This window comes from Polynucleobacter sp. P1-05-14, from assembly GCF_018881675.1.
Taxonomy (GTDB): domain Bacteria; phylum Pseudomonadota; class Gammaproteobacteria; order Burkholderiales; family Burkholderiaceae; genus Polynucleobacter.
Genome location: NZ_JACVPV010000007.1, coordinates 104,108 through 124,423 on the forward strand (window position 1 = coordinate 104,108; position 20,316 = coordinate 124,423).

The window sequence follows — 20,316 nt, forward strand, 5'->3', positions numbered from 1 at the left end:
TAGCAATGACTGAACAAACCCCAGCACCTCAGGCAGGCACCGATCAAGCTAAAGAACCTGGATTTCGTATTCAGCGAATTTACTTAAAAGATGTATCTCTTGAGCAACCAAATGCTCCGCAGATTTTGTTGGTGGCTTCTGAGCCACAAGTTCAGGTTGAGATTGATATCTCCGTTGCACCCTTAAGTGAAGGTATCTTTGAGGTAGCTCTAAGCTCCACTGTGACTGCTAAAGTCGATACCAAAGTACTATTCTTGGTAGAAGCAAAACAAGCCGGCATCTTTGAATTTAGCAACATTCCGGTTGAGCAAATTGATCCTATGCTTGGCATTGCTTGCCCAACAATTTTGTATCCGTATTTACGTTCAAATATTGCCGATATTATTAGTCGCGCAGGCTTCCAGCCAATTCATTTGAATGAGATTAATTTCCACGGCATGTACGAACATCGTTTGATGCAAGCTCAACAAGAAGCTGCTGCCAAGGATGGCGCAGCCGCTGAGAGCAAGCCTCACTAAGCTCAACGAGCGAGCCCACAGATCATGAAGGTGACGCTGCTTGGTGCTGGTGCCTGGGGAACGGCGATGGCTGCACAAGCAGCTCGCTTTCTCCAAGAAGGTGATGTTGTTTTATGGTCTCGTAGCAAACAACAGCTAAAAGAAATTGAAGAGAGCGCTGAAAATCGCGCTTATCTTTCAGGCATTCAGTTGCCTGCAAGCCTTAAGTTTGAGAGCAACTTTTCTGCTGCCATCAAGCGACTTTCGAGCAATGATTTATTGGTCATTGCTACACCAATGTCAGGGCTTTCAGAAACTATCGCCCAAGCTTTAAAGATTGCTGAGCACCCACTTAATATTATTTGGCTCTGCAAAGGGCTTGAGCCGAATACCGCCCTATTGCCCCACCAGGTAGTAGAGCGTGAGAGCAAGATGCATTCTCATGGAATAACGCATTCGTATGGTGCCCTATCCGGCCCGAGCTTTGCACGTGAGGTTGGTGCGGGTATGCCTTGCGCTTTAACTGTTGCTAGCAAATCTCCTAAGTTATGTGAAGCAGTGCAAACCGCTTTCCATCACGGCAATATGCGTGTGTATTCAAGTGATGATTTGATTGGTGTGGAGTTAGGCGGCGCTATTAAGAATGTCTTGGCGATTGCTGCAGGTATTGGTGATGGCTTAGATTTGGGCTTGAACGCACGCGCTGCTGTTCTCACACGCGGTTTAGCAGAGATGATGCGAATTGTGAAAGCCGCAGGCGGTAAATCCGAAACTTGCATGGGTCTTACTGGGGTTGGGGACTTGATCTTGACCGCCACTGGAGATCTATCGCGTAATCGGCGCGTTGGTCTTGAGCTTGCTGCTGGTAAGTCGCTGCCTGAGGTTCTTGCCAGTCTTGGTCACGTTGCTGAGGGTGTGCTTTGTGCAGAGGCGGTTGGCGACTTGGCAAAACGCTTAGGGGTTGACATGCCGATCACTACGATGATGGGTGAAGTGCTCTCTGGAAAATTGAAGCCACATGTTGCCGTTAAAAAACTTATGGGGCGTGATCCTAAAATCGAATCGTAATTACAGCATCTGGGTCAATTTCTTATTGACCGCCAGCAAGGCCATTCTGGCGCCATGCTTCATAAACTACGATTGCTACAGTATTTGATAGGTTCAGACTGCGACTACTATCTTGCATTGCCAGACGCATGCGATTCTCATTTGGAATCGAGTCTCTGACTTCATCCGCAATACCTTTGGTTTCAGAGCCAAATACAAAGTAATCATCTGGCGCGTATTTGCCTTCATGAAATTTTCCTGAGCCCTTGGTAGTCAATGCAAAGAGATGCTGAGGATCGGGTTGCTCATCCTTTAAAAACTGTGCCCAATTTTTATGTACTTTGACTCGTGCAAACTCGTGGTAGTCCAGGCCCGCTCTACGCAACTTAGCATCTTCCATCGGAAACCCAAGCGGCTCAATTAAATGCAGCTTGGCGCCAGTGTTTGCACACAAACGAATAATGTTTCCAGTGTTAGGTGGAATCTCGGGTTCGAATAAAACAATATTAAACATACGGCACTCTTTAGATTGGTCGCGCAGCTCGAAGTACTACCCAATTAATGACGCGAGATACACCATTGTCCTTCAGAACGCGCGCAATTTCATTAAGAGTTGCACCACTTGTCATCACATCATCAAACACAATCACAGTCTTGTTTGCGAGCTGATCAATATAACGCTCTTCAAGGTAAAACATTCCCTGAATGGCTAGGTGGCGATTGCTTAAGGTGCTTCCGGCCTGTCGCTCTGCATAATGATGGCGCTGCAGCACATAAGGTGATTTTTGAATATGCACTCCACACTGAATCCGTTTAGCAATTTCCCAACTTTGATTGAAACCACGCTGCGCTAACTTCTCAATACTAAGCGGCACTGGCAGTAAATAATCAGCAGAGATATCTTCAAATTCCTGACTAAAAAGTAAGTTCCATGTTCTGCCAAGGGCATTAGCAAATGCAATGCGTTTTTGATACTTCAATTCATGTAGCGGAGTTTGTAACAATCCATCGTAGCGATCTAAGCAATAGGTTTCATCAAAGCATGGTTGAAAGGTTTGGCATTGCATACAGCGTTGTTGTGCAATTTCTGAAACCTGAAGTGTTATGCCACATTGGTAGCAGCATTGATAGTTCAATAAACCTTCATCGCGAAATTGATTGAGACAGCGATCGCATAGGGATGTTTTTTGGAACCCCTGACAAGCAATGCAAGCTGTCGGCAAAAGCTGTTCACAAATGGCTTGAAAAATGTTCTCTGGAAATCGCATGGGGCGCTGAGTATACTGAGTCAATGACCCAGCCCCTTAGATGGTTACAAGACGAAATTGCAGCTCGCATGCTGCAGAAATTAGACATTGTTAAGCTTGATGTAAAAGACATCTTAGTGGTGCCCGATTTTGCTGGTAAGCATTTAGATACGCTCGCTCAGCGCTATCCAAAGGCGCGCATTTTTAGCATCACCGAAAAAGGTGTTTCAGGATTTCAAATGTGGCGCGCTAAAGCGCTGAGTAATTGGCGTTCTTTATTTGCGTGTAACACTAGCTCCTTGACAAGCTATGCCTCGTCTGGAAGATTCGATATTCCCGATAATTCTGTTGATTTAGTGTTCAGCGATCTTTTGCTGCACGATTTGCCTGATCCGAAGCATTTTTTGCAGGAGTGTTGGCGCGTTCTGCGCGAGGGCGGCTTAATCACATTTAGCTATTTAGGGCCTGATACCGGAAAAGAGTTGCGCGCCTTAGAGCTTTCGGACGTAAAGCTGAAGAATTTATTAAGTCCTTGGGATATGCACGATATGGGAGATGCTTTGCTTGGCGAGCGGTTTTCTGATCCTGTAATGGACATGGAGTGCCTCACTTTGGATTACGAGAAGCCTGCTTTATTGCTGGCCGATATGAGTGCGCTGAAATTGGTGCATTCCACCCCTCCTGAAGTCACTGAAAAAGAGGTTTTGCCGCAAAAAATCACCTTAGAGGTGGTTTATGGGCATGCATGGGCACTCGGAAAGCACCTCGCAAAGGCAAAGGACAACGTCGCCTACATTGATCTAAATCAAATTGGGCACAAGACTAGGCCAGATTCTGCCTAAGTGTAAGTGCTTACTATCATTTAAACCTCGACCAAGATTGGTTCAAGCTGGGTTAACCCGGTTTGTTCTTGCGCTTAATTCACCCTATAATCACGGCTGTAAGTATTAGCTTAAGACCGTTTTTTGGGCATTTTGTGGCATTTTTGCTGCTTTGCTCACGACAATAAACAGAGAATAAGATGAATTTATTTGGAAAAGTCACTAGGGCTTCGCTCTATTTCGCAGTAGCTTTTGGCACTGCATTTGCTCATGCAGCAGAGAATATGCCTGGTGGGCCAGCTGTTAATCAGCTGAATTTTGCGCCTCCTGCTACCAAAATCATGCAAGAAATCCATTGGTTGCATTGGATGATGCTGGTCATTTGCGCAGTGATTTTTATTGGCGTTTTTGGGGTGATGTTTTATTCCATCTTGAAGCACCGTAAATCATTAGGTCACAAATCCGCTTCTTTTCACGAGAGCACAACTGTTGAAATTATTTGGACAGTTGTTCCATTGCTGATTGTTATCGGCATGGCATTGCCAGCAACAAAAACTGTTGTGGCGATGAAAGACACTACCAACTCTGACATCACTATTAAGACCACTGGTTATCAGTGGAAGTGGGGTTACGATTACATTAAGGGTGAGGGTGAAGGCATCAATTTTATTTCCACTTTGGCAACATCACGTGAAGCAATCAATAACTTAGCACCTAAGTCAGATACTTATTTGATGGAAGTGGATAACGAAATGGTTGTGCCAGTTGGCAAAAAAATTCGTTTAATTACTACTGCTAACGACGTTATTCATGCTTGGACTATCCCAGCATTTGGCGTAAAGCAAGATGCGATCCCGGGCTTCGTTCGTGACACTTGGTTTAGAGCTGACAAGATTGGTACATTTCGCGGTCAGTGTTCTGAGCTATGCGGTGCAGAGCATGCATTCATGCCTATCGTTGTGAGAGTAGTGTCACAAGAGGACTACACCGCTTGGGTTGCTGAGAAGAAAAAAGCAATGGGTGCTGGCGGTGACGATCCATCAAAGGTTTATACCTTGGATGAACAAAAAGAGCGCGGCGCTAAAGTTTATGCAGCAAACTGTGCAGCTTGTCACCAGCCGAATGGTAAGGGCGCGGGTGCATTCCCTGCATTGGATGGCAGTAAAGTAGTGAACGGTCCTAAGGAGGGTCAGTTCAATATCTTGCTCAATGGTAAAAATGCAATGCCGAAATGGGGTGGTGTTCTTTCTGATGCCGATATTGCTGCTGTAATTACTTATACCCGTAACTCCTGGGGCAATAAGACAGGCGAAGTGATTCAGACCCAAGAAATCATGACCGCACATGGCGGCAAGTAATCCAGATTAACTAATACAGATAAAAACGAAACCGGAGTAATCCATGAGTACAGTCTCTACTACCCACGATCACGCACACGACCACGCGCATGATGATCATATGCCACACGGATGGCGTCGTTGGTTGTTTGCAACCAACCACAAAGATATTGGCACGATGTATTTGCTCTTCTCATTCATCAGCCTATTAGCTGGTGGCACGATGGCTTTGGGTATTCGCCTGGAATTATTCCAGCCTGGTTTGCAATTCTTCCGCCCTGAGTTCTTTAATCAGCTGACCACCATGCATGGCTTGGTAATGGTATTCGGTGCGATCATGCCGGCATTCGTTGGTTTCGCGAACTGGATGGTGCCTTTGCAAATTGGCGCATCCGATATGGCATTTGCTCGTATGAACAACTTTAGCTTCTGGATTCTACCGGTGGCTGCAACCTTGTTATTGAGCTCATTCCTTGTCCCTGGTGGTGCTCCAGCAGGCGGTTGGACTATGTATGCTCCGCTGACCTCACAAATGGGTCCTGGCATGGACATGGCAATTTTTGCCCTCCACTTATTGGGTGCTTCTTCCATTATGGGTTCGATCAATATCATCGTGACCATCTTGAATATGCGCGCTCCGGGCATGACTTTGATGAAGATGCCAATGTTCTGCTGGACTTGGTTGATTACTGCTTATTTGTTGATTGCTGTGATGCCTGTACTGGCTGGTGCGATCACGATGACTTTGACTGATCGTCACTTTGGCACCTCATTCTTCTCCGCAGTTGGCGGTGGCGACCCAATCATGTTCCAGCATATTTTCTGGTTCTTTGGTCACCCAGAGGTTTACATCATGATTCTTCCAGCATTTGGAATCGTGAGTGAAATTATTCCTGCTTTCTCCAGAAAAACATTGTTTGGTTACAGCTCAATGGTTTATGCAACCGCATCTATTGCGATCTTGTCATTCATCGTTTGGGCTCACCACATGTTTGCAACTGGTATGCCTGTCACTGGCCAGCTTTTCTTCATGTACGCAACCATGTTGATCGCTGTTCCAACTGGTGTAAAGATTTTTAACTGGGTAGCAACAATGTGGAAAGGTTCGATGACTTTCGAAACCCCAATGTTGTGGGCCATTGGTTTCATCTTCGTATTTACGATGGGTGGCTTTACTGGTTTGATCTTAGCAATGGCGCCAATTGATATCGGTTTGCAAGATACCTACTATGTTGTGGCTCACTTCCACTATGTACTGGTAGCAGGTTCATTGTTTGCCATGTTCGCCGGTTTCTACTACTGGTGCCCCAAGTGGACAGGTCGCATGGCTAGTGAAACTCGCGGCAAGATCCACTTCTGGACTTCCATGATTTTCTTTAACATCACATTCTTCCCGATGCACTTCTTAGGCTTGGCAGGTATGCCACGTCGTTACGCTGACTACCCAACGCAATTTGCTGATTTCAATATGGTTGCTTCAATCGGCGCATTGGGCTTTGGCTTGTCGCAGGTCTATTTCTTGATCTTCGTCGTGCTTCCTGCATACCGCGGCCAAGGTGAAAAAGCACCAATGAAGCCATGGGATGGAGCTAAAGGTTTGGAGTGGACTATTCCTTCTCCAGCACCACACCACACTTTTGAAACTCCGCCTAGTGCTGAGCAAATGCATGAAGCAGGAATTTAATTCTTCAGAGAAACAAGCCCTTGCTGCGAAGAATCGCAGGATGGGCCTCATTCTTTTGAGTGTGTCACTGATATTTTTTATTGGTATTGTGATTAAACGGAGTATGTTGGGTTAATCCCGCAATGACGATGGTTTCAACTCAATCACTAAATCGCCAGATTTTATTAAAGCTCTTAATTGCAGCGGTAATGATGTTTGGATTTGGTTACGCACTAGTCCCAATGTATAAAGCCTTGTGTGAAGCTACCGGGATTAATGTTGTAACGAGCAAAAATGACTATGGCGTTAGAGCTTTCAGCCCAAATAGGGTTGGTAATACCCAGGTTAACTATGCTCGCACGGTGATGGTTGAGTTTGACTCCAATAGCCGTGGCCCGTTTACTTTCAAACCAGTAAAAAATTTTTTAGAAGTGCATCCTGGTGAAATGACTGAGATTGTTTATGAAGTCACCAATAATCAAAATCGCCAAGTGCGAGCACAGGCAATACCAAGTTATGCGCCTAAAAGCGCAACAGAGTTTTTTACAAAGTTAGAGTGTTTTTGTTTTCAAGAGCAGATATTAGCGGCAAATGAGACAAAAAAGATGCCGGTAGTTTTTGTGATCGATGCGGGTCTCCCGGAAGATGTGAAAACCATTACTTTGTCGTATACCTTCTTTGAGTTGGGCGCGGGTGGTACACCACCGGCTCCAAAATCAAAGGTGGTGTCGTGAAGAAAAAAAGTAGTTTTATGCAGTCTATGAAAGCCGTAATGTGGGGTTTCTTGGGGGTGCGTAAACAATCAGGTTTGCAGGAAGATGTCGCTTCACTTAGTTTTGTTCACATTATCATTGCAGGTGTTGTTGGCGCCTTGATTTTTATGGGTGTTCTCCTGTTGATAGTGAAAGCAGTTGTTTCCCATTGATTATTTTTTGATTGAATAGAGAGAATAAGATGTCATCCAATTCAACCCCATACTATTTCGTTCCTGGACTATCTAGGCATCCTGCCATGGCCGCCGCCGGCTTAATTGCATTTGGCGCTGGTATGTCTGGCTGGGTAAATCACACTTCTTGGGGCGGTGCCCTAAGTTTGGTTGGTGTGGCATGGGTTCTATTTGTGCTCTATCACTGGTTCGGCGATACGATTGCTGAGTCCAATGCTGGTAAGAATGGTATCAACGTTGATATTTCTTATCGCTGGTCAATGGCTTGGTTCATCTTCTCAGAAATCATGTTCTTCGGCGCATTCTTTGCGGCCCTCTTTTACGCACGCAATATTGCAATGCCTTGGATGGGTGACGTTACGAGCAAATTACTTTGGCCTAATTTCCAGGCTGTCTGGCCAAATGATGGTCCTGCTGGATTGGTTGAGAAGTTCACCACCATGGGCCCATGGCCGATTCCAACTATCAACACATTATTGTTATTGAGCTCTGGCGTGACGATTACTATTGCTCACCATGCATTGGTAGCGAACCACATGAAGAAGGCCATTATTGGCTTGGCTGCAACTGTTGGCCTGGGTTTTATCTTCTTGTGCTTCCAGGTTTTTGAGTACTACCACGCTTACCATGAGCTCAATTTGAAGCTCACATCAGGTATCTACGGCTCTACATTCTTTATGTTGACTGGATTCCATGGTTTCCACGTATTCCTTGGCGGCACTATGCTGGCCATCGTATTGCGCCGTATGATTCGTGGCGACTTTACTGCTAAACACCACTTTGCTTTTGAAGGCGCTGCTTGGTACTGGCACTTCGTTGACGTAGTCTGGCTTGGACTGTACATCGCTGTTTACTGGATGTAGTTTGAATAAAAAATCGGGGCTTTAAAGCCCCGATTTGTTTCAGCGCTCTTGTGTTGTTCGCTAGCGACTAGTTTGTTCCCACCCTGATGCCGGTAGCTTCAATGAGGCCAAAGTAGTGGGCTAGCAAAATTCCTAAAAATAGCGCGACGGACAACCCAATGCGTAGCATCAGTGAATGAACCATACGGGAGCTATTCCCCCTATCTTTCATCATGTAATACAAAGCCGATCCTAAGCTAAAAACAATCATTAGTAGGACAATAGGAATAATCCACTTCATTTCAAATCCCTCAATTGAATAAGCTGTTTTTTGCCCTCGTTGCCAAGCGCATAGTCGCTACTTTATCAGCCTTGCTGGTGATTGGGATCGGCTGTGGTGCTGGGGTCTGGCAATTAAGCAGGGCTGATACCAAAATTGCCTTGGCAGCGAATTTACAGGCTCGCCAACAAATGTCCATCTTAAGTGCCAATGCAACACCATGGACTTTGGAAGAGGCTAGTGAGCGCCGTATGATTGCTCGTGGGCGATATGTTCCTGAGGCAGCAATTTGGCTGGATAACAGGCCAAGACCCATTCCTCCTGTTGGTAGCGCCACTGCACAGTCCGGCTTTTACCTGATGATGCCATTGAGGCTTGAGGGGAAAGACGAGGTTCTTTGGGTGAATCGGGGTTGGGCGCCGCGCAACAATGAAAATCGCGAAACCCTTCCACCCGTGCAAACCCCAAATACAGTAGTCAATATTGAAGGCGTTGTATTTGCTCATCCCGGAAAAGTCTATGAGCTTGGGAGCAGCAAGATTTCTGCTGATATAAACAAACCAAGAATTGAGCAAAATTTTGATTTAACAGCTGAAGGCAAGTTACATGGTTGGAGTCAAGCGCCCTTTATCTTGCGTGAGATTGAGGTTGGCATAGAGGATGGCTTAATCCGCGATTGGGCGCCTCTGACAAGTGGGGTCGATCGCCATTATGCTTATGCATTCCAGTGGTTTGCTTTGGCTTTTGCTGGATTTTTATTTTGGTTGCTAAGTGGCCTGCGGCAATATAAACGACAGGGATTAGTGAATGGGGATCAAGAGTGAGTGATAAAGAGTTATTAATTCCGGCTTCACAGGTGGATGCATCTGCGATTAATGCGCGTACGCGTCGTGGCCGTATTCAGATGTTGTTGTTATTGCTTGCCTGTGCCTCACCAGTCCTCGCTTCTTACTTTGCTTATTACGTGATTAAACCTGAGGGTGGAAAAACCAATTTCGGAACACTCGTATATCCAGCGCAAGAGTTCAATACGGCGTGGCTTAATGCCCCCCTCCAGGGTAAATGGACCCTCTTGGTTGCTCGTCCAGCTGGCGAATGCCACATCAAAGATGAGAAATGCATTGAAGCTTTATTTCTGATGCGCCAAACCAAAGTTGCCATGGGTAGAGAAAGCGAACGCTTGCAGTTGATCTGGGTGAATACAGATGGCAAACCTGTTGACCCTGAAGTCCTCAAGATTTATGACGAAAAGACGGCGGGGCTTAAGGTACTTACATTGCCCTCCGACCCAAAGCAAAGGGCTGACTTTGAGACTTGGTTAAATAAAGAAGGTGTAGGACAGGAAATTCAGTTGATTGATCCAAGTCCTGCCAAGATGATGTATTTCCCAGTGACAAATTCTCCTAAAGAATTTTCTAGCATGAAGAAGGACTTGGAAAAGCTTCTGAAGTTAAATCACAAGGGCGAGAATTTGTAATGCCCAGTTTCATTTTATTTCTGGAGTTGGCAGCCATCGCTATTATTTTTGCTGGCCTACCGCTCTTCTTCATTTGGAAAAAACCTGGCTATAGCTTGTTGCAAAAACTCAATTGGGTCTTGGTCTTCATGACCTTTGATCTAATTGTATTTGGCGCATTTACACGCCTCACTGACTCTGGGCTGGGCTGCCCTGATTGGCCTGGATGCTACGGTACTTCCAATCCTTTTCATGCGCTAACGGATATACAGCAAGCTGAGAGCGCTTGGCCTACCGGGCCAGTCACAACTATTAAAGCCTGGATTGAGATGATTCATCGCTACTTAGCCATGACAGTAGGTACATTGATTTTGGTACAAGTGGCTATTGCATTTTCTAAGCTGAAGTCCTTGGGAAAAAATCCTTTGCTCGGCAGCTTGGGCTTGCTCTTATTGGTCTGCATTCAAGGCGCCTTTGGTGCTTGGACTGTCACCCTGAAGTTGCAGCCAATCATTGTTACAACACACCTGATGTTGGCCTTAGTCTTGTTGGCTTGCTTAACGGCGTATGCGCAGCAGTCATGGGAGAGCAAGTCCTCTGCTATTCGTACTATTCGGGTACGGCCGCTTTCTGCGCAACTCCTCATCCTTTCTTTTATGGTTTTATTCATCCAAATTTTTCTAGGCGCATGGGTGAGTACTAATTACGCTGTATTAGCGTGCCCTGATTTTCCGATGTGTTTGGGAGGTGCTTGGCCTGAGACTAATTGGGGTGAGGGCTTTACTCTCTGGCGTCAGTTGGGCCTTAATGCGCAAGGAGAATTTATCTCTCCAGAGGCCTTGCAAACAATCCACTGGGCACATCGCCTCTTTGCCATGCTGGTATTGGTTGTACTTGGGACCCTGGCCTGGAGAGCTCTTGCGCTGGCAACCCCAGTTCTAGCAGGCCTTAGTCAAGTGGCTAAGCTATTGCTAGGAGTGCTTTTATTGCAAGTCATCACTGGTATTTCTAATGTGGTGTTTCAGTGGCCGTTATTGGCGGCTTTATTACACACTGCCGGCTCTGCGGCTTTGGTATTCTGTTTGGTCAGAATGAGTTATTGGGCTTCTTGGAAGCCTTTCATTCAAAAGAAGATGGCGTAAATATGAGTGACTCTAAAACAAGCGCACCAGTGGCTATGCCACGTTGGCGTCAATATTGGGTTTTAACTAAACCCAGAGTGACTCAGCTCGCTGTTTTTTGTGCAGTGATTGGTATGTTCTTAGCGACGCCTGGCATGGTTCCGTATCCAGTGCTATTTGGTGGCATTGTTGGTATCTGGCTTTTAGCTGGTGCTGCATTTGCAGTGAACTGTTTGATTGAGCAAGCTGTTGATGCCAAGATGAAGCGCACTGCTTGGCGTCCATCAGCCACCGGCGAAGTCACACCTTTTCACATTATTATTTTCTCAATTGTTCTGGGTTCACTCGGAATGATTATTTTGTGGAATTTTTGTAACCCATTAACGATGTGGCTTACCCTTGCTACCTTCGTTGGTTATGCAGTGATCTATACCTGGCTACTAAAGCCTGCCACGCCGCAGAATATTGTGATTGGCGGTTTATCCGGTGCGATGCCGCCGGCTTTGGGCTGGGCTGCAGTGACTAACACCCTTTCTGCAGAAGCCTGGCTTTTGGTTTTGATTATTTTTGTGTGGACCCCTCCACATTTCTGGGCACTCGCTTTGTATCGTCGCGATGACTATGTTCAATCGGGTTTACCAATGCTGCCAGTGACCCATGGCGAGCGTTTCACACTTCTGAATATTGTTCTCTACACTCTTATATTGATTGCAGCTACGATGCTGCCATATATCTATGGCATGAGCGGTATGGTGTATTTAGTTTCGGCAATCGTCCTAGGCTTAATGTTCCTGGCCTATGTCATCGCCTTATTTATTTCCTATAGTGATGCTTTAGCCAAAAAGACCTTCCGCTTTTCTATTACCTATCTTTCGCTACTCTTTGCAGCGCTTTTGATAGACCATTATTTCCTCTGAGAGTCATATGAATTTTTTGCGCATTTGCTTTTTAGCAATTCTTTGTTTTGTATTGACTGCTTGCAGCCCAAAGCCAGAGTTTAAAAATATTGATATCACTGGCAGCACCGCTTTCGGAAAAGACTTTAGTTTGGTAGATCCTGATGGCAAGGTGAGAACCTTGGCGGACTTTAAGGGAAAAGTAGTGGTGATGTTTTTTGGGTATACCCAGTGCCCTGATGTTTGCCCGACCACCTTAACTGAAATGCAGCAAGTTATGACGCTCTTGGGGTCTCAGTCCGATAAGGTGCAAGTACTTTTTGTCACTGTAGATCCTGAGCGCGATACTGCAGAGATTCTCAAGCAGTATGTCCCTGCCTTTGATCCTCGTTTCTTGGGTTTGCGTCCCGCAGATGAGGCAGCTTTGGAGAAGGTGACGAAAGACTTCAAGATTTATTACAAGAAGGTTCCAGGATCTAAGCCAGGCTCTTACACCATGGATCACACAGCGGGTAGCTATGCATTTGATCCTGAGGGTCATCTACGTTTGTATATCAAGCACGCTCAAGGTCCAGAGACCTTGGCGCATGACTTGAAAGAATTGCTGAAGTAAGAGAATTAAAGAAGTTTGCTGCCTGCAAACTTCTTGCTTGATTAAGCTGCTTGCAACAGGCCGCGCATCTTTTTGAGAGCGGCCGTTTCAATTTGACGAACACGCTCTGCTGAGATGCCATATTCGCTAGCAAGATCATGTAACGTCTTAGTGCCATTACCTTCGGCATCCATGGCCAACCAACGAGATTGCACAATATTGCGACTACGCTCATCTAAGGCCATCAGTGCTTGGTCTAGCTTCGGGCCTTGCAAGGCATCTGCTTCAGCGCTAGCAATGCGAGCGGTAGGCTCTTGAGAGTTATCCGCTAGCCATTGAATAGGGGCGTAAGCAGATTCATCATCGCTGTCATCGCCTTCTAGAGCGACATCTCCACCAGCAAGGCGCATTTCCATTTCTTTAACATCGGAACCTTTGACATCAAGTGCTTTGGCCAAGGCTTCAACTTCGCTCGGAGTAAGCGCACTTAATGTAGGTTTATTGCTGCGTAAGTTAAAGAATAGTTTGCGTTGTGCTTTGGTAGTTGCAGTTTTTACTAAGCGCCAATTCTTAAGAATGTACTCATGAATCTCTGCTTTGATCCAATGGATTGCATACGACACTAAACGTGCACCATTGTTTGGGTCATAGCGTTTAACGGCTTTCATCAAGCCAATATTGCCTTCTTGAATTAAGTCAGCATGCGGGATTCCATAGCCAAGATATTGGCGAGCAACAGAAACTACTAGGCGTAAATGAGAGAGCACTAAAGTTTTAGCGGCATCGACATTTTCAGTGCGACGAAATTCCTGCGCAAGATGTAACTCTTCGGCAGCACTAAGCATTGGCACGCGATTAACGTACGAAATGTATGAGTCGAGAGTGCCAACCCCAAGAGTTGGCAGCATCGGAAATGCAGACGCCGACGCAGTCTGCGCGACTGGCAGCGTTTGCAAATTCGGTTTGTCGGATTTCTTTTGAGCCATTTTTTTTATAAATATGATGTATTAGTAGAAGTCTATTTTAGCACTCTTGTCAAGAGAGTGCTAATGGTTTTAATGACCTCTAAGCTATTGAATTAATTGAATAATTCAGATGAATATTGTTCTGCTGTGAAGGGGGCTAAATCTTCAATCCCTTCGCCCTTGCCTAGAGCTAGAACAGCGGGTTTTGGGCCATCTTGTAGGGTGTGGGCTAGGGCGCAGATCACTCCGCCCTTAGCGGTGCCATCAAGCTTGGTAACAATGATTCCAGTGAGGCCAAGGGCGGCATGGAAGGCCTTTACCTGGCTCAAGCCGTTCTGTCCGGTATTGCCATCCAAAACAAGCAGGGTGTGGTGAGGCGCCCCAGGTAGCGCTTTACCAATGACACGTTTGACTTTCTTAAGCTCTTCCATGAGGTTGTCTTGGGTAGCAAGACGCCCTGCAGTGTCAATGATGAGAATATCGTTCTTACGAGAGATGGCAGCATGAATGGCGTCGTGTGCAACGGCTGCTGCATCACCACCTTCTTGAGTAATAACGTCAACCTGGTTGCGTCCACCCCACTCCTGAAGCTGGTTACGTGCCGCAGCTCTAAAGGTATCGCCAGCAGCCAAAAGAACTGACTTACCTTGAGACTGAAAGAGTCGGCAGAGTTTGCCAATAGTCGTAGTCTTGCCGGCTCCATTTACCCCTACAACCAACCACACCTCTGGGGTGTTAGGCTTATCACTTGTAAACAGTGGGTTTGGTAAAGGTTCAATAGCAGTTAATAGAGCGCTGACTTCTTGAATGAGAAGAGCTTGTAACTCCTCTGGACTAGAAGCCTTTTCAGACTTTGCTGCTTTACGTAGTTTGGTGATGAGTTGTTCGGTCGTAGGCAGACCCACATCACTTTGAATGAGTGATTCTTCTAAAGTTTCAAACCAAGATTCATCAATCTTGCTTGATTTAAAAAGGGATCCGAGGGTTTTACGTAAGCCGAACATAATCGATACAATTTAAACCTTGCATCTTATCAATTTAATTCTAGGGATATGGTGATTTAGCAGATGCTTTCCAATTTACTTCGATTTTCCTTTTTATTCTTTGTATTTAGTCAACTTACTTGGGCTGCTGGTCCTGATTCAGAGGATACGCATGAGTATCAGTTGAGCAATGGCCTCAAATTGATTGTCAGGGAAGACCATCGTGCGCCAACGGTAGCTCATATGGCTTGGTATCGTGCTGGATCAATGGATGAGGTCAATGGGAAGACGGGCGTTGCACACGTGCTTGAACACATGATGTTTAAGGGTACCGACAAAGTGAAGGCAGGCGAATTTTCTCGCTTGGTAGCCGCGGTCGGTGGGCGCGAGAATGCATTTACCTCGCGCGATTACACCGCTTATTTTCAGCAAGTTGAAAAATCAAAATTAGAAGACGTGATCAAGCTTGAAGCGGATCGTATGTCTAACCTCAATTTTGATGATGCAGAATTCTTAAAAGAAATTCAGGTCATCATGGAAGAGCGCCGTTTACGAACAGAAGACAATCCTAGTAGTTTGCTCAACGAATCATTAATGGCAACTGCTTATATGAGCTCCCCATATCGCCATCCGGTCATTGGTTGGATGAATGACTTAGAGAATATGAAAGCATCCGATGCGCGAGATTGGTATCGCAGTTGGTATAAGCCAAACAATGCAACCGTAGTCATCAGCGGTGATGTGGATGCTAAAAAAGTGTTGAATATGGTGGAGAAGTACTACGGCGCTGCCGCTGCTCATGAGTTGCCAGTGCGTAAGCCACAAATTGAGCCGCCTCAAAAAGGTATTAAGCAGGTTCAGGTAAAGGCGCCAGCTGATAGCGCTCAATTAGCCATGGCTTGGAAGGTGCCCCGTCTTGAGCATGGCAAGCTGGATGACCCCGAGCCATATGCCTTAGAGCTTCTGACAGCAGTGCTGGATGGCTATGACAATGCCCGCTTAAACCGCACTCTCGTTAAGCAGGAAAAAGTAGTGAATGATGTGGGTGTGGGCTACGACATGATTTCTCGTGGGCCAGAACTATTTTTAATTAGCGCCACGATGGCTAAAGGAAAAACAGTCGATCAGGCTCAGGCAAGCATCCGCAAGGCGCTTGACGAATTAAAGCAAAAAGGAATTCTTGAATCTGAGCTCAAAAGAATTAAGGTTCGCATCCTGTCGGAGCAAATCTATAAGCGCGACTCTATCTTTGGTCAAGCAATGGAAATTGGCAGTACAGAGATGGCAGGATTTTCTTGGAAGGACATCGATTACATACTGGAGAAAATGCAAACCATTACACCTGAGCAAGTGCAAGCAGTTGCAAAAAAATATCTGGTTGATGAGGGTTTGACGATTGCGGTATTGGATCCTCAGGCGCGTCAAGCTGCAGGTAAGGAGAGCAAGTGATGAATCTCTTTGTTAAAGGTATTTCAGTTTGCCTCTTTGCTTTTGGCTTGCTTAGTAACGCGCACGCCATCTTACCGATCGAGAAGTTAGATTCTTATAAGGGTGCCAAGGCATATTTAGTGCAAACCAAAGCGCTGCCGATGGTAGACATTGAAGTGAGCATTGATGCAGGCGATCGCTATGACCCTGCTGGCAAAAGTGGCCTAGCCGATATGGTTGCAGGCCTTATGAATTATGGGGTTAGGGGTAAAAAAGGGGCTCTCACTGAAGCTCAAATAGCTGATGAAATCGCTGATCTTGGAGCCAATATTGGCCTATCAGTGAGCGGTGAGCGAGCAATCTTGCGCATTCGCAGTTTGAGTCGAAAAGACTTGCGCGATAGAGCGGTACAACTAGCCTCTACTATGTTGAGCGAGCCGACTTACGATTCAAAAATTGTTGAGCGTGAGAAACAAAGAACGATAACAAGTTTGCTTGAGGCGGAAACTAAACCCGAGTTTGTTCTAGAGCGTCGTTTTAAAAAGTCAGTGTATGAAAACTATCCTCTAGCTGATTCGCCAACAATAAAATCAGTTGCTGCTGTAAGCGTAAATGACTTAGTGCAATTTCATAAGCAGTTTTATCGCGGTGATCGCATGATTGTGAGTATTGTTGGCGATGTTGACCGTGCTCAAGCAGAAGAAATCGTTAAAGCTTTGTTAAAGCAGATTCCAGCTTCGGGTCAGCCCATCGCAAAGTTGCCCGAACTCGAGCGCTCTCCTGTAGAGCCTCTGGCGCAACGAGAAATTCAAATTCCTTTTGACTCTCAGCAGGCCCACATTGCTATGGGGATGACGGCGGTTGCTCGCAACAACCCTGATTACTTCCCATTGCTGGTTGGTAACTATGTTTTGGGCGGCGGCGGTTTTGTTTCTCGTTTGATGGCTGAGGTGCGCGAGAAGCGCGGTCTTGCGTACAGCGTGTTTAGCTATTTTATTCCTGGAAAAGAGAATGGCATTTTTCAAGCGGGCCTACAAACCAAGAGTGATCAGGCTGCGCTGGCTTTAGAGGTGATGAGTTCTACCACTGCTCAATTTATCGCCGATGGACCTACTCCATCTGAGCTTGTGGCTGCTAAAGCAAACTTAGTGAATGGTTACCCGCTGCGGATTGATAACAATCGTAAGTTGTTGGATAACGTCTCTTCAATTGCATGGAATGACCTGCCGCTCGATACGATGGATGTATGGACTAAGCAAGTTGAGGCGGTAACTTTGGAGCAGGTCAAGACTGCATTCCAAAAATACCTTGCAATGGATCGTATGAAGATTATTGTATTGGGAGCAAAAAATAAATAAGCCCAATAAAGTAAGCAAGCCTTTAAAGACTGAGCCGCCGAAGAAGGTGCGGATTATTGGTGGTAATTGGAGAAGTCGTTTGCTAACGGTTTTGGACCTGCCTGGCCTACGCCCTACAACTGATCGCATTCGGGAAACGCTCTTTAATTGGTTGGGACAAGATTTAACAGGTTTACGATGCCTAGATCTTTTTGCGGGTACCGGTGCTTTGGGTTTTGAGGCCGCATCAAGAGGCGCTGCATTGGTTGTGTTGCTGGAGAAAGAAAAAAAGGCTTACATAAATTTAACAGCCAATTTTGCTTTATTGCAGTCTTCACCAGCTGCTGGCCTTGTAGAAATTTTGCAGCGAGATAGCCTTGAGTTTCTGAAGCAGCAGGCAGATCGTTCTAGCAATTTAATTTTTATTGATCCACCATTCCAGGATTCGGGTTTATTAGATCGCGCCGTTATCCAGGCAGCTAGGGTTTGTGATGACTCGGCAGGCGGTGGTATTTATGTGGAATTTCCCTCTAGTCGACCACGCGAGGAGGTGGAGGCCCTACTACCGGACTGGCATTGTGGAAAATACTTAGAGGCTGGACAGGTAAAAGCCTGTCTATTTCGGGGTGGAAGAGGCTAAACTCTTGCCTGTAGCCGATAAAGCCTTAGGAACGTTATGACAGTTGCCGTATACCCTGGAACATTTGATCCATTTACTCGTGGTCACGAGGACTTGGTCCGCCGCGCATCGAGCATTTTTACGGAGTTGATTGTGGGTGTTGCCGACAGTCGCAGCAAACGTCCATTCTTCAATTTAGAAGAGCGCATTGCTATCGCCAAGGAAGTACTTGGCCACTATCCGAATGTAAAAGTCGTTGGCTTTACTGGCTTATTAAAAGATTTTGCACGCGAGCATCAAGCGCGCGTGATCGTGCGGGGGTTACGTGCTGTATCTGATTTTGAGTATGAGTTCCAAATGGCAGGCATGAATCGTTACCTGCTTCCTGACGTTGAAACTTTATTCTTAACCCCATCCGATCAGTATCAATTTATCTCAGGCACTTTCGTACGTGAGATTGCTTCAATGGGTGGTGATGTGAGTAAGTTTGTTTTTCCATCAGTGGAAAAATGGCTCGTCAGGAAAATTGCTTCAGGTACTCAGAATAAAGAGTGACCAAATGAAATTTGGCGAGTAAATCATGGCATTAATGATCACGGACGAATGCATCAACTGCGATGTCTGCGAGCCAGAGTGTCCGAATGATGCTATTTATATGGGTCTGGAGATTTATGAAATCAATCCCGATAAATGTACCGAATGCATAGGTCACTATGATGCCCCCCAATGTCGCCAGGTCTGTCCAGTCGACTGCATCCCATTTAATCCTGAGCACACAGAAACTCAAGAGCAGTTAATGGTGAAGTTCACGCGTTTAACTGCTGCCAAAAAAGCCAATACAGCTTAACTGAGCAGCTTAGTTCAGTAATTAGCCCTTGGAGTGCAACTCCATCATAGCGTTTTGAGTGTCGCCTTTTAAATAGAGCGGCAAAATTTGCAGGCTATTTTCAATGCTGATATCAATAAGTTTTTGCTCGTCCAATTGAGGTCTACGCAATACATAATCTGCAACATCCATCGGGCGTCCATCACCAGCTAAATCTCTGGGGTGGCCAATGCCTAAGCGTAAGCGCCAATAATCTGGGGTACTTAAATGCGCTTGGATATCTTTCAAGCCATTGTGACCGCCGGTGCCGCCACCTAACTTCAGTCGTGCAGTACCAGGCTTCAAATCCAGTTCATCTTGGACTATCAAAATATCCGCAGGAGTGATTTTGTGAAAGCGGCATAGCGCGCCAACCGATTGCCCACTCAGGTTCATGTAAGTGCTTGGCTTGAGTAAGTAAAGATCTTCGCCTTCCCATTTAGCTTTAGCTACTTTGCCATGAAAGCGTTTTTCAGATTCAAAACGAGTGCTTAGTTGTTTTGCCAAGACGTCAACAAACCAGAAGCCAGCATTGTGCCGATCTTCTTTATGTTCATCTCCAGGATTGCCTAGGCCAACAATTAATTTAGTCATGTTGAGAGTTTAAAGATATAAAAGTATTTCGCCAAAAAAGAGTGAAAACTTAGGGCAATAAAAAAGGCCCGCTTGCGCAGGCCTTCTTGTACAAGCGATTGAGCTAAAAATTAAGCTTTATCTTTTGGTGCCTCAGCTGCAGAGGCTGCGGCTGCTGGTGCAGCAGGCGCGTCTGTAGGCTCAGCACCTTTAACTGATGGGATACGTGCGTTAGCAAGTACTGGATTCTCTTGCTCAACATGCAATACCAAGGTAACGCCTTTTGGCAATGCGATGTCTTTAGCGTGAATACCGTGACCAACTTCAATCTTCGCCAAGTCCACTTCAATGAACTCTGGCAAGTCTGCTGGTAAGCAAGAAACTTCGAGTTCAGTGAGGATATGGCTAATAACAGCGCCTTGCAATTTCACAGCAGCTGAAGTGTCAGCATTAGCGAAGTGCAATGGAACGCGCATATGAACTTTCTCAGTCGCAGATACGCGCTGGAAGTCAATATGCAATACCAATGGCTTGAATGGATGCATTTGGTAATCGCGCAACAACACTTTTTGTGTCTTACCGCTAATTTCCAAATCCAAAATGGATGAGTGGAATGCTTCCTTGCGGAGAGCATGGAACAACGCGTTGTGGTCTAACTCGATTACCAAGGCTGGATCTTTACTACCGTAAACGATTCCCGGAGTTTTTCCGGAATTGCGCAGACGGCGGCTCGCACCCGTTCCCTGTACGCTTCTTTCAAAGGCAACTACTTTCATGATGATTTTCCTAATTAAGGTTAAT

At 45.9% G+C, this 20,316-nt stretch carries 26 protein-coding genes; 19 read left to right on the plus strand and 7 right to left on the minus strand.

The genetic code is table 11. From position 1 onward, the window contains the following. Window positions 1-5 precede the first annotated feature (5 nt). Together secB and ICN37_RS05325 are read left to right on the plus strand one after the other, a co-directional pair. On the plus strand, window positions 6-518 hold the full coding sequence (secB, locus tag ICN37_RS05320) for a protein-export chaperone SecB (RefSeq protein WP_215321097.1): 513 nt from the start codon (window positions 6-8) through the stop codon (window positions 516-518). A 24-nt stretch (window positions 519-542) separates the two neighbouring features. Further along, window positions 543-1,565 carry an NAD(P)H-dependent glycerol-3-phosphate dehydrogenase gene (locus tag ICN37_RS05325; protein ID WP_215321096.1) on the plus strand — a complete coding sequence of 341 codons (1,023 nt, stop codon included), beginning with the start codon at window positions 543-545 and terminating at the stop codon, window positions 1,563-1,565. Window positions 1,566-1,587: 22 nt separating this feature from the next. Here ICN37_RS05325 and trmL read toward each other — a convergent pair whose 3' ends face one another. Together trmL and ICN37_RS05335 are read right to left on the minus strand one after the other, a co-directional pair. Then, window positions 1,588-2,058 carry a tRNA (uridine(34)/cytosine(34)/5-carboxymethylaminomethyluridine(34)-2'-O)-methyltransferase TrmL gene (gene trmL, locus ICN37_RS05330; RefSeq protein WP_216155376.1) on the minus strand — a complete coding sequence of 157 codons (471 nt, stop codon included), beginning with the start codon at window positions 2,056-2,058 and terminating at the stop codon, window positions 1,588-1,590. A 10-nt stretch (window positions 2,059-2,068) separates the two neighbouring features. Continuing rightward, entirely contained in the window at window positions 2,069-2,611 is a 543-nt protein-coding gene (locus ICN37_RS05335; protein WP_255538467.1) for a ComF family protein, read from the minus strand. Window positions 2,612-2,835: 224 nt separating this feature from the next. Here ICN37_RS05335 and ICN37_RS05340 point away from each other — a divergent pair, with 224 nt between their 5' ends. From ICN37_RS05340 to ICN37_RS05370, 7 genes are all read left to right on the plus strand, one after another. Further along, the gene (locus ICN37_RS05340; RefSeq protein WP_255538468.1) at window positions 2,836-3,633 is read left to right on the plus strand and encodes a class I SAM-dependent methyltransferase; all 798 of its coding nucleotides are present in this window, start codon (window positions 2,836-2,838) and stop codon (window positions 3,631-3,633) included. 179 nt (window positions 3,634-3,812) lie between these two features. Then, window positions 3,813-4,970: a cytochrome c oxidase subunit II gene (gene coxB / locus ICN37_RS05345; RefSeq protein ID WP_216155381.1), complete on the plus strand. Its 1,158-nt coding sequence runs from the start codon at window positions 3,813-3,815 to the stop codon at window positions 4,968-4,970. Between the two features lie 43 nt (window positions 4,971-5,013). After that, window positions 5,014-6,633: a cytochrome c oxidase subunit I gene (gene ctaD, locus ICN37_RS05350; RefSeq protein ID WP_216155382.1), complete on the plus strand. Its 1,620-nt coding sequence runs from the start codon at window positions 5,014-5,016 to the stop codon at window positions 6,631-6,633. Then, window positions 6,617-6,748 (plus strand): cytochrome oxidase small assembly protein, encoded by a 132-nt coding sequence (locus tag ICN37_RS11680; RefSeq protein WP_216155384.1) that lies wholly within the window; start codon window positions 6,617-6,619, stop codon window positions 6,746-6,748. The genes ctaD and ICN37_RS11680 overlap by 17 nt, the downstream gene beginning before the upstream one ends. 13 nt (window positions 6,749-6,761) lie before the next feature. Continuing rightward, on the plus strand, window positions 6,762-7,346 hold the full coding sequence (locus tag ICN37_RS05360) for a cytochrome c oxidase assembly protein (RefSeq protein WP_216155571.1): 585 nt from the start codon (window positions 6,762-6,764) through the stop codon (window positions 7,344-7,346). Between the two features lie 17 nt (window positions 7,347-7,363). Further along, window positions 7,364-7,537: a DUF2970 domain-containing protein gene (locus ICN37_RS05365; RefSeq protein ID WP_083564235.1), complete on the plus strand. Its 174-nt coding sequence runs from the start codon at window positions 7,364-7,366 to the stop codon at window positions 7,535-7,537. Window positions 7,538-7,566: 29 nt separating this feature from the next. Beyond that, window positions 7,567-8,421, plus strand: a complete 855-nt coding sequence (locus ICN37_RS05370) for a cytochrome c oxidase subunit 3 (protein ID WP_215321089.1) — start codon at window positions 7,567-7,569, stop codon at window positions 8,419-8,421. A gap of 67 nt (window positions 8,422-8,488) precedes the next feature. Here the strand turns inward: ICN37_RS05370 and ICN37_RS05375 are convergent, their stop codons facing one another. Next, on the minus strand, window positions 8,489-8,701 hold the full coding sequence (locus tag ICN37_RS05375) for a twin transmembrane helix small protein (protein ID WP_072582679.1): 213 nt from the start codon (window positions 8,699-8,701) through the stop codon (window positions 8,489-8,491). A gap of 14 nt (window positions 8,702-8,715) precedes the next feature. On the opposite strand from ICN37_RS05375, the gene ICN37_RS05380 reads away from it, so the two are divergent. From ICN37_RS05380 to ICN37_RS05400, 5 genes are read left to right on the plus strand one after another with little or no spacing between them, the layout of a single operon-like run. After that, window positions 8,716-9,504, plus strand: a complete 789-nt coding sequence (locus ICN37_RS05380; protein WP_255538469.1) for an SURF1 family protein — start codon at window positions 8,716-8,718, stop codon at window positions 9,502-9,504. Beyond that, window positions 9,501-10,157, plus strand: coding sequence for a hypothetical protein (locus tag ICN37_RS05385; protein WP_216155386.1), 657 nt, complete (start codon window positions 9,501-9,503; stop codon window positions 10,155-10,157). The genes ICN37_RS05380 and ICN37_RS05385 overlap by 4 nt, the downstream gene beginning before the upstream one ends. Further along, window positions 10,157-11,278, plus strand: coding sequence for a heme A synthase (locus ICN37_RS05390; protein WP_216155388.1), 1,122 nt, complete (start codon window positions 10,157-10,159; stop codon window positions 11,276-11,278). Before ICN37_RS05385 ends, ICN37_RS05390 begins: the two co-directional genes overlap by 1 nt. A gap of 2 nt (window positions 11,279-11,280) precedes the next feature. After that, window positions 11,281-12,174, plus strand: a complete 894-nt coding sequence (gene cyoE, locus ICN37_RS05395; protein WP_215362267.1) for a heme o synthase — start codon at window positions 11,281-11,283, stop codon at window positions 12,172-12,174. Between the two features lie 7 nt (window positions 12,175-12,181). Continuing rightward, window positions 12,182-12,766, plus strand: a complete 585-nt coding sequence (locus tag ICN37_RS05400; protein ID WP_072582683.1) for an SCO family protein — start codon at window positions 12,182-12,184, stop codon at window positions 12,764-12,766. Window positions 12,767-12,807: 41 nt separating this feature from the next. On the opposite strand, the gene rpoH is transcribed toward ICN37_RS05400, so the two are convergent. Beyond that, a complete protein-coding gene (gene rpoH, locus ICN37_RS05405) occupies window positions 12,808-13,731 on the minus strand; it encodes an RNA polymerase sigma factor RpoH (RefSeq protein ID WP_216155390.1) in 924 nt (307 codons plus the stop codon). A 92-nt stretch (window positions 13,732-13,823) separates the two neighbouring features. Further along, window positions 13,824-14,714 carry a signal recognition particle-docking protein FtsY gene (ftsY, locus tag ICN37_RS05410; RefSeq protein WP_216155392.1) on the minus strand — a complete coding sequence of 297 codons (891 nt, stop codon included), beginning with the start codon at window positions 14,712-14,714 and terminating at the stop codon, window positions 13,824-13,826. 63 nt (window positions 14,715-14,777) lie between these two features. Here ftsY and ICN37_RS05415 point away from each other — a divergent pair, with 63 nt between their 5' ends. From ICN37_RS05415 to ICN37_RS05435, 5 genes are read left to right on the plus strand one after another with little or no spacing between them, the layout of a single operon-like run. Further along, window positions 14,778-16,142: a pitrilysin family protein gene (locus tag ICN37_RS05415; RefSeq protein ID WP_216155394.1), complete on the plus strand. Its 1,365-nt coding sequence runs from the start codon at window positions 14,778-14,780 to the stop codon at window positions 16,140-16,142. Next, window positions 16,142-17,479, plus strand: a complete 1,338-nt coding sequence (locus ICN37_RS05420; RefSeq protein ID WP_216155396.1) for a pitrilysin family protein — start codon at window positions 16,142-16,144, stop codon at window positions 17,477-17,479. Before ICN37_RS05415 ends, ICN37_RS05420 begins: the two co-directional genes overlap by 1 nt. A 46-nt stretch (window positions 17,480-17,525) precedes the next feature. Further along, on the plus strand, window positions 17,526-18,098 hold the full coding sequence (gene rsmD / locus ICN37_RS05425) for a 16S rRNA (guanine(966)-N(2))-methyltransferase RsmD (RefSeq protein ID WP_323482711.1): 573 nt from the start codon (window positions 17,526-17,528) through the stop codon (window positions 18,096-18,098). A 36-nt stretch (window positions 18,099-18,134) separates the two neighbouring features. Continuing rightward, window positions 18,135-18,632, plus strand: coding sequence for a pantetheine-phosphate adenylyltransferase (gene coaD, locus ICN37_RS05430; protein WP_072582688.1), 498 nt, complete (start codon window positions 18,135-18,137; stop codon window positions 18,630-18,632). A gap of 25 nt (window positions 18,633-18,657) precedes the next feature. After that, entirely contained in the window at window positions 18,658-18,924 is a 267-nt protein-coding gene (locus ICN37_RS05435) for a YfhL family 4Fe-4S dicluster ferredoxin (protein WP_215321080.1), read from the plus strand. A gap of 21 nt (window positions 18,925-18,945) precedes the next feature. Here the strand turns inward: ICN37_RS05435 and pth are convergent, their stop codons facing one another. Next, window positions 18,946-19,536 (minus strand): aminoacyl-tRNA hydrolase, encoded by a 591-nt coding sequence (gene pth, locus ICN37_RS05440; RefSeq protein WP_216155398.1) that lies wholly within the window; start codon window positions 19,534-19,536, stop codon window positions 18,946-18,948. A gap of 110 nt (window positions 19,537-19,646) precedes the next feature. Further along, window positions 19,647-20,291 (minus strand): 50S ribosomal protein L25/general stress protein Ctc, encoded by a 645-nt coding sequence (locus tag ICN37_RS05445; protein WP_216155400.1) that lies wholly within the window; start codon window positions 20,289-20,291, stop codon window positions 19,647-19,649. Between the last annotated feature and the right edge of the window lie 25 nt (window positions 20,292-20,316).